This window comes from Sphaerisporangium rhizosphaerae (genome assembly GCF_042665155.1).
In the GTDB taxonomy this organism is placed as follows: Bacteria; Actinomycetota; Actinomycetes; order Streptosporangiales; family Streptosporangiaceae; genus Sphaerisporangium; species Sphaerisporangium rhizosphaerae.
The window spans coordinates 20421-35571 of the sequence record NZ_JBHTCG010000029.1; the positions used below are offsets into that span (position 1 = coordinate 20421).

Sequence of the window (15151 nt, forward strand, 5' to 3'; positions counted from 1 at the left end):
ACGTAGTGTGGACCTATGGCCAACGTCACCACGCCGCTCCTGACGACCGCCGAAATCGCCGCTCTCGCCTTGTCCCTCGCCCATCTCGGCGAGGGTCCGCAGGCGCAGACCGCCCGACACGGGCTGCGCCGCGTGTTCGACAAGCTCGACCTCGACGACGACGTCATCGCGACGACCCTCGAAACGCTGACCACGCCGCTGCCCCCCGATGTCGCCCGGCGCGCCCGCACCATCGCGGGCGCGGTCACCGGCCGGCAGGTGGTGCGGCTCCACTACCGCGACGCGGCCGGGCGGGTGACCTCCCGTGACGTCGAGCCGGTCACCTGCCTGGTCCACCGTGACCATTGGTATCTGGTGGGGTGGTGCCGCTCGAAGGGCGGCATCCGCGCCTTCCGCTTCGACCGCATCGTCGCGGTGGAGCCGACGCTGGTGCCGTCCCGGCCGCACCGCGCCGAGCGCTACCTGCCGTTCCAGCGCCGCACAGCTCCCGAACGACGCCCCGGCGGCACCCTCACCCCCCTGAGAGGCCGCCGCCCGGCCTAGCGTTCAACTGCGGACATTCGCCAACTGCCCAGTGGCGCCGGCTTGTCGGTGCCACCTACGGCGCCGGGCCCGGTGAACGTTCGCAGACAGCGCACTGGCCGAACCGGTCACCAGGCGCGCCGTGGCCCAGCCGGGCCACGGCGCGACCGCCATCGTGATCAGTCAAGCGCGAAGGGCAAGGGCCTCGGCAAAGCGTGCGCGCTGATCACCGACGGGCGCTTCTTCGGGGGAACCTCCTCGGCCGCCCGCCCTGGCGACCGGCGGGCGGGGTGGGGGTCAGCCGCAGCAGCCGCCCCCGCAGCAACCGCCGCCGCTGGGGCGGGGGGCCGCGGCGCCGCCGGTGACGGCGACCGTGGACAGCAGCTTCACCGTGTCGTCGTGGCCCTGCGGGCAGACGGCGGCGTCCGCCGAGGCGGACATGGGGCGGGACAGCTCGAAGGTCGATCCGCAGGCGCGGCAGCGATAGTCGTAACGCGGCATGGCTCAAGGGTACGACGGCCGCCCGCCCGGCGGGGAGAGACCTCCTTCGCCGGCCAGGCGGGCAAGACCCCTCTTCCCGCTTCCCGACGGGAGGAACGGAGCACCTCCCGCCGGCCGGGGGGTTCGGCTGGTCAGGCGGCGGTCTCGGTGAGGTAGGGGGCCCACTGGGGGTCGCCGTCGAGTTGGGCGCCGATGAGCCGCCAGTGGACGCCGTGCGGCACCACCGGGGCCACGCGCAACGTCCAGCCGATCTCCTCCAGGAGCCGGTCGGCCTTGCGGTGGTTGCACGACATGCAGGAGGCGACGCAGTTCTCCCAGGTGTGCAGCCCGCCGCGGGAGCGGGGCAGCACGTGGTCGATGGTCTCCGCCCGCAGGCCGCAGTAGGCGCACCGGTAGTCGTCCCTGCGCATGAGCGCGGCCCGGGTCAGCGGGATGCGGGACCGATAAGGAATGCGGACATATCGCCGAAGCCGGATGACCGATGGGACGTCGACCGTGCGCGAGGCCGACCGGAGCACGGCGCCCCGGCCGTCGCGGTGGACGACGTCCGCCTTCTCCCTGATCACGAGCACGACGGCCCGATGCAGGTTGAGGGTGGTGAGCGGTTCGAACGTGGCGTTCAGCAGCAGGACCTGGCGCATCAGCGGGCCTTCCCCGCCGTCAGCGCCTCCATCGGTTGGGATGTGCCACGGCACACCCCGGCTTGCGGCCCGTCGTCTTGGGCTCCGGATGCTTCCGTCACGTGCACCTCCGCCGGACGGCCCAGCGGATGGGTTCCACGGCACCGCCCTTCAGCAAGTGTGGCCTCTCGGTCGACTCTCCCGCCACCCCAATTAACGGTCGTGTCTTCCAGACCCCGCCTCCCGGTTTATGTCCGGTTCACCCCGCTAAGCAAACCTATTGGGGAAAGATCACTCCAGATCAGGCCAACATCCGCTCTGTCCGCCACCAGCGCAACGGAGCGGAAATGTTGGCCCACGTCGGGTAACGGGGTGCCATAGGCTCGCTCCATGACGCGAACGCCGTACCCGAAGGCACGCCGTGACGACGTGGTCGACGACTACCACGGCACGCCCGTGCCCGACCCATATCGTTGGCTGGAAGACTCCGAGCAGCCTGAGGTCAAAGAGTGGCTCGACGCACAAGGCGACCTGTTCGGCGAGGCGATGGCCGCGTCACCCGGGCGGGTCGCCTTCCGCGACCGCCTGACCGACCTGGTGCGCTCGGGCACCGTGGGCGCGCCGGTGTGGCGGGGTGAGCGCGGCTTCTTCATGCGCCGCACCCCCGAGCAGGAGCACGCCGTGCTCTACACGGCCGACCCCGGCGGGCACGAGCGCGTTCTCCTTGACCCCATGGCGCTGGACCCCTCCGGGTTGACCACCGTCGACTCCTGGCAGCCGGACAAGGAGGGCCGGCGGCTGGCGTACCAGATCTCCGTGGGCGGGGACGAGGAGTCGCGGCTGCACGTCGTCGACGTGGTCTCCGGCGAGCGCGTCGACGGGCCGATCGACCGGTGCCGCTACTCCCCCATCGCCTGGCTGCCCGGCGGCGAGGCGTTCTACTACGTGCGCAGGCTCGCGCCCGGCGACGTGCCCGAGGGCGAGGAGCAGTTCCACCGGCGCGTCTACCTGCACCGCCTTGGCACGCCGACCGAGCAGGACGTCATGGTCCTCGGCGAAGGGCTGGAGAAGACCAACTACTACGGCGTGGCGGTCTCCAAGGACGGCCGCTGGCTGACCATCTCGGCCTCCCGGGGCACCGCTCCCCGCAACGACCTGTGGACGGCCGACCTGTCGGCGTCCTCGATCGAGGCGCCGGAGCTGACCGTCGTGCAGCAGGACGTGGACGCGCAGACCAGCCTGCTGTACGGCCGCGACGGGCGCCTGTACGTCTTCACCGACCGCGACGCCCCCCGCTCGCGCGTCTGCGTGACCGAGCCGGGCGAGGCCGGGTACGAGAACTGGCGCGATCTCATCCCCGAGGATCCCGAGGCGGTGATGTCCGACTTCGCGATCTTGGATGACCTGGACCATCCGGTGATGCTCGTCGGCTGGACGCGGCACGCCATCAGCGAGATCACGGTGCACGACCTGGCCACCGGCGCCAAGGTCGGCCAGGTGCCGACGCCCGGCCTCGGCACGATCGGCGGCCTGCACGAGCGGCCCGAGGGCGGCCACGAGGCGTGGTTCGCCTACACCGACCACACCACCCCGACGTGCGTCCTGCGCTACGACGCCCGCTCGCGCGAGACGACCCTGTGGGCGGCCTCGCCCGGCGCCGTGGAGATCCCGCAGGTCGACACCGAGGAGGTCGTCTACCGCTCGGCCGACGGCACCGAGGTCCACATGATCGTGGTCTCCAAGCCCGGCGACGGTCCCCGGCCGACCATCCTGTACGGCTACGGCGGGTTCGGCCTGCCGATGACCCCGGGCTTCTCCATCTCGACCCTGGCGTGGGTGGAGGCCGGCGGCGTCTACGCGGTCGCCCAGTTGCGCGGCGGCGGGGAGCAGGGCGAGCAGTGGCACCGCGACGGCATGCTCGGCCACAAGCAGAACGTCTTCGACGACCTGCACTCGGCCGCCGAGCACCTGATCGCCACGGGGGTCACCACCGCCGATCAGCTCGCGATCTCCGGCGGGTCCAACGGCGGCCTGCTGGTCGGCGCCGCGCTGACCCAGCGGCCCGAGCTGTACGCGGCGGTGGCGTGCGCGGCGCCGCTGCTGGACATGGTGCGGTACGAGAAGTTCGGCCTCGGGGCCACGTGGAACGTCGAGTACGGCACGGCCGACGACCCCGAGCAGTTCGGCTGGCTGTGGGGCTACTCCCCCTACCACCACGTCCGCGAGGGGGTGCGCTACCCGGCGACGCTGTTCATGGTCTTCGGCTCCGACACCCGCGTCCATCCGCTGCACGCCTGGAAGATGTGCGCCGCGCTCCAGCACGCCCAGGGGGCCGACGAACGGCCCGTTCTGCTGCGCAACGAGAACGAGGTCGGGCACGGGGCGCGCGCGGTCAGCCGGTCGGTGGAGCTCATGGCCGACCAGCTCGCCTTCCTCGCCGAGCACACCGGCCTGACCGGCTGAGCTTCTCTCGCGGGACCGCCGAGGCGGGCCGCCGGACGCTCCGGCAGGCCCGCCCGTCCCCCGTCACCGCCTTGCCCCCTTCACCTTCACCGCCTTGGCCGCATGTGTGCCTTGGCCGCCTTGGCGCCGGACCTTCGCCCTCCGGCGGCTCTCCCGGTGCGGGACGGCGCCCGGTCAGCGGGGGAAGACGATGGTCTTGTGCCCGTCGAGCAGAACGCGCTGCTGGGCGTGCCAGCGCACGGCCCGGGCCAGCGCCAGGCACTCCACGTCGCGCCCCATGGCGGCCAGGTCCTCCGGTGAGTGGGTGTGGTTGACCCGCGCGACCTCCTGCTCGATGATCGGGCCCTCGTCCAGGTCGGCCGTCACATAATGCGCGGTGGCGCCGATGAGCTTCACGCCCCGCGCGTGGGCCTGGTGGTAGGGCTTGGCGCCCTTGAACGACGGCAGGAACGAGTGGTGGATGTTGATCACCTTGCCCGAGAGCTTGGCGCACAGGTCTTCGGAGAGCACCTGCATGTAGCGGGCCAGCACGACCAGTTCGGCACGGTAGTGCTCGACGAGGGTGAGGACCTCGGCCTCCTGGCGGGGCTTGGTCTCGGCGGTCACCGGCAGGTGGTGGTAGTCGATGCCGTACGACTGCGTGAGCGGGCGCAGGTCGGGATGGTTGGACACGACCGCGACGATCTCGATGTCGAGCAACCCTGAGCGCACCCGGTAGAGCAGGTCGTTCAGGCAGTGGCCGAGCTTGCTCACCATGACCAGCACGCGCGGCTTGACGGCCAGGTCGTGCAGGCGGAAGTCCATGGCCAGGTCGGGCGCGAGCTCGGCGAAGGCCGCGCGCAGGTCGTCCTCGGGCAGCGAGGAGGTGAACTGGACGCGCATGAAGAAGCGCGCGGCGCCCTGGTCGCCGAACTGCTGACTCTCGGTGATGTTGCATCCGCGCGCCGCCAGCAGCCCGGAGACGGCCGCGACCACCCCCGGCCGGTCGGGGCAGGACAGGGTCAGGACATACTCGGAGATCACCGGGCACCCACCTCTTCGCTCACGTTGAGGCAGATTACCGCTCCGGGGCGTCGTTGCCCCGGCGACTTCCTGAAGCTTTCCCCGCGACTTGCCCGACGGGCGCGGCGGACGCCGCCGGCCCGCGCGCGGCGGGCCGGACCGATCCCTCGGGTATAAGCGACGTCAAACTCTCTTACGGTCACCCAGCTATAAGGTGGCGTAATCCGACGCGGGCGGTTGCTCGCCGTTGACCTGGGGCTTCATACCCTTTATGACGTGAAATGGGTCGACAGTAGGGGATTTGAGGTCGAGGCGCTGGTCGTGGGCAACCAGCCCTGCCTCCGCGTGAGCAGAGGGCGCCAGTACGTGGCCTACTACCCCGACGTCGCGGAACTGTCCCGGCACCTGGACCTGACCGACCTCGTCGTCACCGCCGAATGATCGTGGCCTGACCGCCCACCGGGCGCCGCCCCGGCGGCGGTGCTGCCGCCGGCCCTCACCGGCGAAGGCGTACAGTGGCGCCCGAAGGAGCGGGAAGGAGCCGGCGGGTGCTGAAGTGGGATGAGTTGTCAGCTGGGGAGAAGCGCGCGGCCGTCGCCCTGGCGGCCATGCTGCCCGGTTACATCAACGCCGTGTTCGTCGCCGAGCATCTGGCCGAGGCCATCGCCTGGCAGCGCGGTGAACTGACCGACGAGCAGCTCATGGAACGCACCGGCTGGACGTTCAACGCCACGCCCGAGCAGTACGCCGACATGGCGATGCGGTCGGCCGAGCGCGCCGGAGTGGACCCGGTGGAGTGGCTCGACGCGATGAAGGGCGCCTACGAGGAGCAGCGCGCCATCGCCGCCGAACTGCAGCGGCAGAGCGCCAGGAAGAGCGCCGACCGGCCCGACGAGTTCTGGGACATCATCAAGGCCAACACCTGGCCGGACGACCTCAACGGCCCCGACGACCTCGCCGGGCCGGACGATCTGCAGGGACCCAAGGACGGCCGGTCCTAGGCGCCGGCCCGATGCAGATCAGCGATCGCCCCGCCGCCCGCGTCCTCTGCCTGGACGGATCCGGCCGCGTGCTGCTGCTGCGCTGGCGTGATCCGGTCGCCGGCGTGGTGTTCTGGGAGCCGCCCGGCGGCGGCATCGACCCCGGCGAGACCCCGCTGGAGGCCGCCCGCCGCGAACTGACCGAGGAGACGGGTCTGCCCGGTGACGCCGTGGCCGACACGTGGGTCCCCGTGGAGCGCGACTACCACTGGCTGGGCGTCCGCTATGTGAAGGTGGAGCGGTTCTACCTGGCACGCTTCGCCGCCACCACGCCGGAGGTCGTCCCCGCCATGCTGACGGGCGAGGAACGCGACCTCCTCCTCGGGCACGCCTGGTTCGCCCCGGCGGATCTGGCCGCGCCGCCCGACCTGGTCGAGCCCCCGTCCCTGGCCGAGGTGATCACCCTGCTGACCGGCGCGGCCGGCCGGAAGTGACCGCGCCGGCCGGGGTCAGGCCTCGCTGAGGGCCTTCAGGACGTCGGGGTCGTGCGGGTCGAGGTCGCGGGCGCGCCGCAGGTCGTCCACCGCCTCCTCCCGCCTGCCGAGATCCCTGAGCGCGATGGCACGGTTGTAGTAGAGCGCGGCGTCCTCCCCCAGCTCTATCGCCGTGGTCAGGTCGGCCACGGCGCCTTCGTCGTCCCCCGTCTCGTGCCGCAGCACCGCCCGGTTCGCCCAGGCGGAGGCGAGCCCGGGGGCGCCCGCGATGGCCCGGTCGAATGCCGCCATGGCCTCATCGTGCCGTCCCACCGCCGCCTCCAACTGCCCGAGGACGCACGACAGGTGCGGGTTGCCCGGGTCCAGGGCCAGGCCCGCCGTCACGTCGGCGCGCGCCTGCTCCTCCAGGCCGAGCTGGACGAGCAGCCCGGCCCGGTTGATGCGGGCGTCCAGGTAGCCGGGGTCGAGCTCCAGGACGTGGTCCAGGTCGGCCCGCGCCCCGTCGAGGTCCCCCGTGGCGACGCGGAGCTGGGCGCGGTTGTAGTACCCCTCGGGCAGCGGCGGACTGAGCGCGATCGCCTCCTCGTAGTCGGCCAGCGCCGCCTCCGGGCGGCCCATCCGGTAGAGCAGGTTGCCGCGGTCGAGGTGGTGGTCGGGGTAGGCGGGGTCGATCGCGACCGCGGCGTCCATCTCGGCCAGCGCCTCCACCGGCCGTCCCAGCATGCCGAGGAGCTGCGCCCGGTTGGCGCGCAGGACCATGCGGTGGATCGGGTGCCGTCCCGGCGGCAGGTCGCTCTCGGCCAGCTCGATGGCCTCCTCCACCAGGGCCAGCGACCTGTCGGTGTGGCCGCCGCGCATCTCGATCAGCGCCTTGCCGTTGAGGTCGAAGCCGAGCTTGAACGCCCGCACGGCCCGGTCGGGCAGCAGGCCGGAGATGGCGATGGCCTGGTTGATCCAGCCCTGCGCCCGGCCGAGGTCGCGCCGGGCCGGGTCGGGATGGCGCGCGTCGAGCATGGCCGTGCCGTACGCCACCGCCGAGTGCACCTCCGCGTCCACGCTCTGGCGGCGAGCCTCCTCGTACAGCTCGCGCGCCCGGTCCCTGCGCCCGAGGCCGGCCTGGGCGGTCGCCGTGCCCTGCAGCAGTTCCCACCATCGCCGCGTCTCCGGCTCGGCGAGCCGCAGGCCGCGCTCGCCGAGGTCGGCGGCCGCCTCCAGGAACCCCTCGCGCATGCAGTGCTCGTGCGCCGCCCACAGGGCTTCGACGCCGGCGCCGCGCGGGTCGCCGCCGTGTTCGCGGTGGTAGGGGATGGCGCCCAGGGTCCAGGAGGGCCGGCCGGTGGCGGCGAGTTCGTCGGCCCGCCGGTCGTGCATGCGGGCGCGCTCGGCCTCGGGCAGCGCCCGGTACGCCGCGAGCGCCCGCGGGTCGTCGAGCACGCCGTCCGAGGCGACGTAACCGGCCGCGGAGCCCTCCGGACTCGCCGATGCGGATATTTCCGTGTTTATGTCATGACCATAGAAAAATTCCGGCGGAGGTTTACTGGAAAGCACGACAATTGTCAATCGACCGGGGTCCGAACGGCGCATAAGCGTGGCGATGAGTTCGCGGTCGGTGCCGTCGGCCTCGTCCACGTTGTCAACGGCGATGACGGGCAGCGCCACCCCGCCGTCCCGTACGAATTCGGCGATTCCGTTCGCAATGCGCAGGCTGCGGCGGGGCGCCGGGACCAGGATGCGCTCCTCGGCTGACAAGCGCGCGTCGAGGGGCTCCCGGCGGGCGACCACCCGATCACGAAAATCGGGCGCCGCCGCCCGGATCTCGGCCCCGTGCCGCGCCACCGCGTCGGAGCAGTGCTCCAACGCGGGCGGCAGCAGCCGGGCGAGCAGGGATCCGCCGAAGGTATAGGGGCCGCACAGGCGGCGATGGGCGTCGAACACCGGAACCCGGCGGGCATCCATGCCCAGGCCGGCCTGTGCGCCGAGGGCATGGAGCGCGCCGCGGCGGTCCCTGGAGCGTCCTCCGTGGATCCAGAGGTGGTGACCGGTGCGGCCGGTCACCCCTTGTGGATCGCGCTGGCGGATCCGGTCAGGTGGACCATACCCGGCTTGCGAACGACGATCTTCTTCATTGGGTGTCCTCCTCGGCTCCCAGGTGCAAAGAACCCATTATCAGGAGGAAAATCGCCAATTTGCAAGCATTGAACATGATTTGTACTAGATAAGTGAATACATGTCGCTAATGAGTTAGTTGGGTGGACGGACGGGCGGCGAGCGTCTTCTCGCCGTAAACAACCACGAGGCCTCCCCTGTCCTCTCTGCGCACTTCACGCCACCCGTACTTGCGGTACAGCTCGAGCGCCGCGCCCTGCAGCAGGGTCGTGTCGCCGCGGAGCGTGCGGTAGCCGAGCCGGACGGCGGCCTCCTCCAGCGCCTCCAGCATCAGCGTGCCGAACCCGCGCCGCTGGTGGTCGGGATGGACGCGCAGCCGGCACATCTCGGCGGACCGCTCGTCGACGCGCCGCAGCCCGCCCATGGCCACGACCCCGGCGCCTTCGACCTCCCCCACCAGGAACTCGCCGCGGTCGGCCAAGTAGACCTGGTTGATCCGCGGCATGTCGTCCTCGTAGTACACCCCGTCCCCCTCGGTGATGCCCACCTGCGCCAGACAGGTGCGATGGAGCTCCCAGACGGCTTCCCGATCGGACCAGCGATACCGCCTGAGCGAAAGCGTCATACATCGACCTCCGAGGTCGCGGAAGTGGAAGGCGGCGGCGAGGCGAGGATGTCCTTGAAGGTCTGCAGCCCGGCGATGTCACCGCATCTGGCGTGGATGTTGCGCGCGAGCTCGGTGGCACGGCGCAGGATGATGTCGGTGCGAAAGCTCTCGCCGACCTGCCGCACGGCCTCCATGCCCATGCGCAGCGCCTCGTCGCCGTCCCCCTCGAGCAGCCGGCAGTGCGCCTGGTCGAATCGGATCAACGTCTGGTCGAGCAGGTCCCCCTCGTACTTCTCCAGCGCCTGCTCCAGGATCAGGTCGGCCTCGATGGTCTGCCCGAGACGCGTGAGCGCGTCGCCCTGGTGGAAGTAGAGCTGGCGCTCGGTGTAACCGAACACCGTGTCCTCCTGCTGGGCCGGCGTCATCTGGGCGAAGGCCGCCCGGGCCCGCGACAGCGCCCGCTTGGCCTGGTCGACGACGTCCTTCTTGCCCCCGGAGTTCGCCAGCATCGACAGCGCCCGGGCCTCCACGACCGGGGCCATGGCCTTGGCCGCGCACGGCGTCTGCCCGGCCAGGTCGCGGCTCTTCTTGGCCAGGTTGAGCGCCTCGCGGGGGTCGCCCAGGAACAGGGGGACCAGCGCCTCGCGGGCGGTGACCCAGGCGCGCAGCGCGCGGTCGCCGGTCTCGTCGGCGGCCATGCGCGAGGTGCGGAAGAACGACCGGGCCATCCGCTGGTCACCGAGATCGATCATGATGATGCCGGCCAGGCCGGACAGCCGGGCGGAGAGGGCGCACAGGCGCTCCTGAAGGTCGATGGGCTGGTGGCGCTCCATCGCCTGGCGCACGGTGCTGAACTCCAGCAGCACGTCGCACAGTTGCCGCATCGGCGGCGTGTTCATGTACTGCCGGCCGAAGGAGGTCGCCGCCTCCTCCCAGTGGTCGAGCATGGCCGGCGACACGGTGGTCGACACGAGGGTCTCGTCCATCCGGCGGCGAATGCCGTCGGCGGCGCCGAGCACCGGAGCGCTCAACGTCCCGGCGGCACCCGCGCCGCTCGCGATGATCTGCAGCAGCGTCCTGCGTAACACGTTCTCGTCCTCCTCACCCCCGTCCGACGAGGGATCGCTGAGCGGCTTGATCCACAGCTCGCGCGATTCGGGGGGACTGTCGGATTCGGCCTCCTGCTGACCGCCACGTACGACGCCCGGCATCCGGTGGCCGTGGCCACAGATGCACGGGCCGTCGTATCCGAGGGCGACCGGCTCCACCCGGTAGACCGAGCACAGGTAATGGAGGTACTCCGGACCGGGGCGCTTCAGCCCGCTCTCGTAGGCGCTCAGAAGCGTCTCTCCGATGCCGGGCATGGCTTTCCCGTCACGTTCGAACAAGGCGCGCACCTGTTCGATGACGTCGGCCAGAGCGATGCCATGGGCGAGACGGTGAGATTTGATTCGAGTTGTCCCGAAATGCGGAGCACACTCATCGAAAATCTCCTCGGCGATTCGGGCCGTAGTGCGCCCCACCGCCAGGCCGCGCGCCCGGGTTCGCCGCGCTAACTCCGTTTCCTTGTGCTGTCTGCCGGACATCCCGGCCCCTCTCTCGTGGCCAGTCGCCATCCTGGTCACCGACCCCGACCGGTCCCATCTGCGCGGACGCGGCCTCTTGCCGGTCAACCGCGTCTAACGAGAATGATGGACCAGTAATGACAGGACCTGAAAGGACGCTCGAACCTGCTGGCATAGAATCGTCCCCCGCCGGGGACGTTCTTTCAACCCACTTGAAATATCCCCTTACCCAGGACGCCACCGAGCTTCGTTGACCCATCGGCACGGGTGAGTCAGATTTGGCCAACCAGCCTCGATTCACCGGCTGTGATCGCCGCGAATCGGTCTAGAGGAAGGCTCGAAGTGGACGACAGCTTCCAACACCTGGAACGCCTGGCCGACGAGCTCGACGCTCGGGGGCTGCTCGCCCGGGTGGTGCACACACAGTCGGGGCGGGCGTTCGTCCGCGTGATCAACCCCAACGCCACCAGCCTCGCCGAGAACGTCACCTGCCGGCCGCAGGCGACCCCCGCCTACTACTGGTGGTCGTGGGGAGAGCGCATGCACCAGGTCGACGATCCGGCAGGAGCGGCCACCAAGGTCGCCCGCGTACTGGCCGCGGTGAGCGAGTAGGACACGTGACGGACGCGGTGCAGCGCAGTCACCGCCGTCCGCCGTGGACACCGCGGCTCTTCGGGGTCGGCGGGGTGCCCGGTGCGGAGCGTCCGGCGTCCGTGGAGACACGGCCGCACGGACGCTGGGCATCCCGTCGGCTCCACCTCCCTGGCACGTGTCAGGGAGGCGACCTCCCTGGCACGTGCCAGAACCATCGCCCGGCGGCGCCACGCGGCGCGCGCCGGCATCCCAGAGCAGCCATCGGGTCCGAGCCTCCATCCTGGCCCGATGGTGATCGGGGACCTCCCCGATCGGAAACGGAGCGGGGCGCGCTTCCGGGTGCGTGCCCCGTCCCGGGCCGTTCGTCACCGGGGTGCCCGGGCCCGCCCTCCGCGGCCCCGGGTCCGGGCACTCCCGTCTTCCCCGGCGTCACGTGACGGCGGCCGGGCCGGTCGGCGGAGTCAGTCGGTTCAAGTACCGTTCCGTCTAGGTCGAGGACCGATAATTGTCTCCGCCGACCGACCCGATCCGAGAGGTGCCCACCGCGTGTCCATGCTCGCCGTCGACCCCACCGCCCCACCGGCGTCCGACCTGCCCTTGCTGCCCGATCTGGGCAAGGAAATGGCGAACGCCTGTACCAGCTCCAGCGGGGACGACGTGACGTGCACCTTCCTGCTCAACTGGCTGTCGCCCGGGTGGGCCTCCCCCCTCGCCTGGCTGGTCAGCGTCGTCATCATCGCGGTGTCCGCGCTGGTCGCGCGGGCGATCCTGCACCGGCTGATCGACCGGGTCATCCGGCGCGCGGCCGACGGCGTGCTGCCCGAGCGCCTGCGCCTCCGGGGCGGCACGAGCGTGGACGGCGCCGCGGCCCTGCTCACCGAGCGCCGCCGCCAGCGGGCCGAGACCCTCGGCTCCGTGCTGCGCAGCCTCATCTCCGTGATCGTCTTCGGCACCGCCGCGATGATGATCCTCGGACGGTTCGGCCTCAACCTCACCCCCATCCTCACCAGCGTGGGCATCCTCGGCGTCGCCGTCGGCTTCGGCGCGCAGGAGCTGGTCAAGGACTTCATCGCCGGCATGTTCATGCTGATGGAAGACCAGTACGGCGTCGGCGACATGATCGACACCGGCACGGCCGTCGGCACCGTCGAGGCCGTGACCCTGCGCATCACCCGCCTGCGGGACGCCGACGGGCGCGTCTGGTACGTCCGCAACGGCACGATCAACCGCATCGGCAACGAGTCCCAGGGCTGGTCGCGCGCCCTCGTCGACGTCCCGGTGGCCTACGACGCCGACATCGCCGCCATCCGCGACCTGCTCAAGAACGTCGCCGAGGAGGTCTGGGCCGACCCCGCCTTCCGTGACTCGGCGATCGTCGAGGAACCCGAGGTGTACGGGCTCGAGCAGATCTCCGACAAAGCGATGATCTTCAGGATCACCGTCAAGACGGTTCCCGCCCACCAGGCCGAGGTGGCGCGCGAGCTGCGTATGCGCGTCAAGTGGGCGCTCGACCGCGCGGGCATCACCCTCGCCGGGGTCTGAGTAGGCTGGAAGGCGTGTCCGCTACCCCTGCCGAGTCCATGTCCTTCTACGACGCCGTGGGCGGCTCAGAGGCCTTCGAGCGCCTCGTGCACCGCTTCTACCAGGGCGTGAAGGACGATCCGCTGCTGCGCCCCCTCTACCCCGAGGAAGACCTCACCGGGGCCGAGGAGCGGCTTCGCATGTTCCTCGTCCAATATTGGGGCGGCCCCACCACCTACGGCGAGCAGCGCGGGCACCCGCGGCTGCGCATGCGGCACGCCCCGTTCGTGATCGGCGAGCCCGAGCGCGACGCGTGGCTGCGGCACATGCGCGACGCCGTGGACTCCCTCGAACTGCCCGACGACCTCTCCGCCAAGCTCTGGACCTACCTGCAGTACGCGGCCCACAGCCTCGTGAACGCATAAGTGGCCGCCTCGGGGGGCAGCCAAGGACGTGTGAAGAACTCCCCTTGGTGGCGTGATGCCGTCGTTTACGAGATCTACGTTCGCAGCTTCGCCGACGCCTCGGGAGACGGCGTCGGCGACCTCCAGGGGATCCGTTCCCGCCTGCCCTACCTCGCGGAACTCGGCGTGGACGCGATCTGGCTGACTCCCTTCCAGCCTTCTCCCATGGCCGACGGCGGGTACGACGTGGCCGACTACCGGGGCGTCGACCCGCTGTTCGGCACGCTGGCCGACTTCGACGCGCTGGTCGCCGACGCCCATGCCCACGGCCTGCGGATCATGGTCGACGTGGTGCCGAACCACAGCTCCTCCGCCCACCGGTGGTTCCAGGCCGCGCTGGCCTCCCCGGCCGGCAGCCCCGAACGCGACCGCTACATCTTCCGCGACGGCGACGCGCCGCCCAACAACTGGACGTCGGTGTTCAGCGGGCCGGCGTGGACCCGCCTGCCCGACGGGCAGTGGTACCTCCACCTGTTCGCTCCCGAGCAGCCCGACTTCAACTGGCGCAACCCCGCGGTCCACGAGGAGTTCTTGGACATCCTGCGGTTCTGGCTCGACCGGGGCGTGGACGGGTTCCGCATCGACGTGGCGATGGGCCTGTACAAGGACGCCGACCTGGCCGACGTGCCGCCCTCGGAGGAGGGGTTCCAATCGCGTTCGCCCATCTGGAGCCAGCCCGAGGTGCACGAGGTGTACCGCGAGTGGCGCAAGGTGCTCGACTCCTACCCCGGCGACCGCGCCGCCGTCGGCGAGGTGTGGACCGACACCGCCGAGGACCTCGCGCTCTACGTCCGGCCCGACGAGCTGCACCAGAGCTTCAACTTCGCCTGGCTTGAGGCCCCCTGGTCGGCCACCGCCTTCCGGAAGATCATCGACGACACGCTGGCCGCCGTCACCGCGCCCACCTGGGTGCTGTCCAACCACGACGTGGTGCGCCACATCACCCGTTACGGCGAGGGCTCGCTGGACCCCTCGGCCGGCCTCGCCCGCGGGCGTGCCGCTCTGCTCGCCATGCTCGCCCTGCCCGGGTCGGCGTATCTGTACCAAGGGGAGGAACTCGGCCTCCCGGAGGTGAAGGACCTTCCCCCGGAGTCGCGCCAGGACCCGATCTTCGCGCGCTCCAAGGGCGAGCTGCTCGGCCGGGACGGCTGCCGGGTGCCGATCCCGTGGTCCGGCGACGCGCAGCCGTACGGGTTCTCACCCGGCGGCGCCGGCCCGTGGCTGCCCCAGCCGGCCTCATGGGCGGCTCTCACGGCCGAGCGCCAGGCCGGCGACCCCGCCTCCACGCTGGCGTTCTACCGCCGCGTCCTTGAGCTGCGCCGGTCGCTGCGGGGCACGCTGCCCGACGCCATCGCCTGGCTGGAGGCTCCGGGCGACGCGCTCATGTTCACGCGGGGCGAGCTGATCTGCGTCATCAACTGCGGCGAGGAGGCCGTCCCTCTGCCGCCGCACCGGGAGGTCCTGTTGTCCAGCGGCAACGGCGAGGGGGCTTCCCTGCCCCCCAACACCGCCGTGTGGCTCCGCTCCGCCTGAACCGGGGGGAGACCGGGGGCGGCATCAGACCATCTCGGAGGTAAGCGCGTCCACCTGGGTGGTAAAGAATCCAACCCAGGCAGGACGACCGGCCGGTGTGTGTCACCGGGGAGGAGATATCTCCACCACAGTACGGCGAAACCACATCACACCTCGGCCGAGTGCTACAGATCTCCACC

At 71.0% G+C, this 15151-nt stretch carries 15 protein-coding genes; 9 read left to right on the plus strand and 6 right to left on the minus strand.

The window, feature by feature from the left end; translation table 11 throughout:
* The first annotated feature begins 15 nt into the window (after positions 1-15).
* Positions 16-543 carry a helix-turn-helix transcriptional regulator gene (locus ACFQSB_RS30985; protein ID WP_354850611.1) on the plus strand — a complete coding sequence of 176 codons (528 nt, stop codon included), beginning with the start codon at positions 16-18 and terminating at the stop codon, positions 541-543.
* 276 nt (positions 544-819) lie between these two features.
* On the opposite strand, the gene ACFQSB_RS30990 is transcribed toward ACFQSB_RS30985, so the two are convergent.
* Entirely contained in the window at positions 820-1023 is a 204-nt protein-coding gene (locus ACFQSB_RS30990; RefSeq protein ID WP_354850608.1) for an FmdB family zinc ribbon protein, read from the minus strand.
* Between the two features lie 131 nt (positions 1024-1154).
* On the minus strand, positions 1155-1664 hold the full coding sequence (locus ACFQSB_RS30995) for an HNH endonuclease (RefSeq protein WP_354850605.1): 510 nt from the start codon (positions 1662-1664) through the stop codon (positions 1155-1157).
* Between the two features lie 369 nt (positions 1665-2033).
* Here ACFQSB_RS30995 and ACFQSB_RS31000 point away from each other — a divergent pair, with 369 nt between their 5' ends.
* Entirely contained in the window at positions 2034-4106 is a 2073-nt protein-coding gene (locus ACFQSB_RS31000) for a prolyl oligopeptidase family serine peptidase (RefSeq protein WP_380830406.1), read from the plus strand.
* A gap of 174 nt (positions 4107-4280) precedes the next feature.
* On the opposite strand, the gene purU is transcribed toward ACFQSB_RS31000, so the two are convergent.
* Entirely contained in the window at positions 4281-5129 is an 849-nt protein-coding gene (purU, locus tag ACFQSB_RS31005) for a formyltetrahydrofolate deformylase (protein ID WP_380830407.1), read from the minus strand.
* Positions 5130-5384: 255 nt separating this feature from the next.
* On the opposite strand from purU, the gene ACFQSB_RS31010 reads away from it, so the two are divergent.
* The 3 genes from ACFQSB_RS31010 (at position 5385) to ACFQSB_RS31020 (ending at position 6582) form a co-directional block, all read left to right on the plus strand.
* The gene (locus ACFQSB_RS31010; RefSeq protein WP_354850600.1) at positions 5385-5549 is read left to right on the plus strand and encodes a hypothetical protein; all 165 of its coding nucleotides are present in this window, start codon (positions 5385-5387) and stop codon (positions 5547-5549) included.
* 107 nt (positions 5550-5656) lie between these two features.
* Positions 5657-6109: a hypothetical protein gene (locus ACFQSB_RS31015; protein WP_354850597.1), complete on the plus strand. Its 453-nt coding sequence runs from the start codon at positions 5657-5659 to the stop codon at positions 6107-6109.
* Between the two features lie 11 nt (positions 6110-6120).
* Positions 6121-6582, plus strand: a complete 462-nt coding sequence (locus tag ACFQSB_RS31020) for an NUDIX hydrolase (protein WP_380830408.1) — start codon at positions 6121-6123, stop codon at positions 6580-6582.
* A 15-nt stretch (positions 6583-6597) separates the two neighbouring features.
* Here the strand turns inward: ACFQSB_RS31020 and ACFQSB_RS31025 are convergent, their stop codons facing one another.
* The 3 genes from ACFQSB_RS31025 to ACFQSB_RS31035 all read right to left on the minus strand — a co-directional run bounded on the left by ACFQSB_RS31025 (position 6598) and on the right by ACFQSB_RS31035 (position 10659).
* Positions 6598-8637 (minus strand): tetratricopeptide repeat protein, encoded by a 2040-nt coding sequence (locus ACFQSB_RS31025; protein ID WP_380830409.1) that lies wholly within the window; start codon positions 8635-8637, stop codon positions 6598-6600.
* A gap of 178 nt (positions 8638-8815) precedes the next feature.
* Complete coding sequence (locus ACFQSB_RS31030; protein ID WP_354850590.1) at positions 8816-9313, minus strand: GNAT family N-acetyltransferase; 498 nt, start codon at positions 9311-9313, stop codon at positions 8816-8818.
* Positions 9310-10659 carry an XRE family transcriptional regulator gene (locus ACFQSB_RS31035; RefSeq protein ID WP_380830410.1) on the minus strand — a complete coding sequence of 450 codons (1350 nt, stop codon included), beginning with the start codon at positions 10657-10659 and terminating at the stop codon, positions 9310-9312. Before ACFQSB_RS31035 ends, ACFQSB_RS31030 begins: the two co-directional genes overlap by 4 nt.
* Positions 10660-11202: 543 nt before the next feature.
* Between ACFQSB_RS31035 and ACFQSB_RS31040 the strand changes: the two genes are divergently transcribed.
* The 4 genes from ACFQSB_RS31040 to ACFQSB_RS31055 all read left to right on the plus strand — a co-directional run bounded on the left by ACFQSB_RS31040 (position 11203) and on the right by ACFQSB_RS31055 (position 14972).
* Complete coding sequence (locus tag ACFQSB_RS31040; RefSeq protein ID WP_354850584.1) at positions 11203-11472, plus strand: hypothetical protein; 270 nt, start codon at positions 11203-11205, stop codon at positions 11470-11472.
* A gap of 534 nt (positions 11473-12006) precedes the next feature.
* Positions 12007-12996 carry a mechanosensitive ion channel family protein gene (locus ACFQSB_RS31045; RefSeq protein ID WP_380830467.1) on the plus strand — a complete coding sequence of 330 codons (990 nt, stop codon included), beginning with the start codon at positions 12007-12009 and terminating at the stop codon, positions 12994-12996.
* Positions 12997-13010: 14 nt separating this feature from the next.
* A complete protein-coding gene (locus ACFQSB_RS31050) occupies positions 13011-13400 on the plus strand; it encodes a globin (RefSeq protein WP_354926931.1) in 390 nt (129 codons plus the stop codon).
* Between the two features lie 30 nt (positions 13401-13430).
* Positions 13431-14972: a glycoside hydrolase family 13 protein gene (locus tag ACFQSB_RS31055; RefSeq protein ID WP_380830411.1), complete on the plus strand. Its 1542-nt coding sequence runs from the start codon at positions 13431-13433 to the stop codon at positions 14970-14972.
* The last annotated feature ends 179 nt before the right edge of the window (positions 14973-15151 follow it).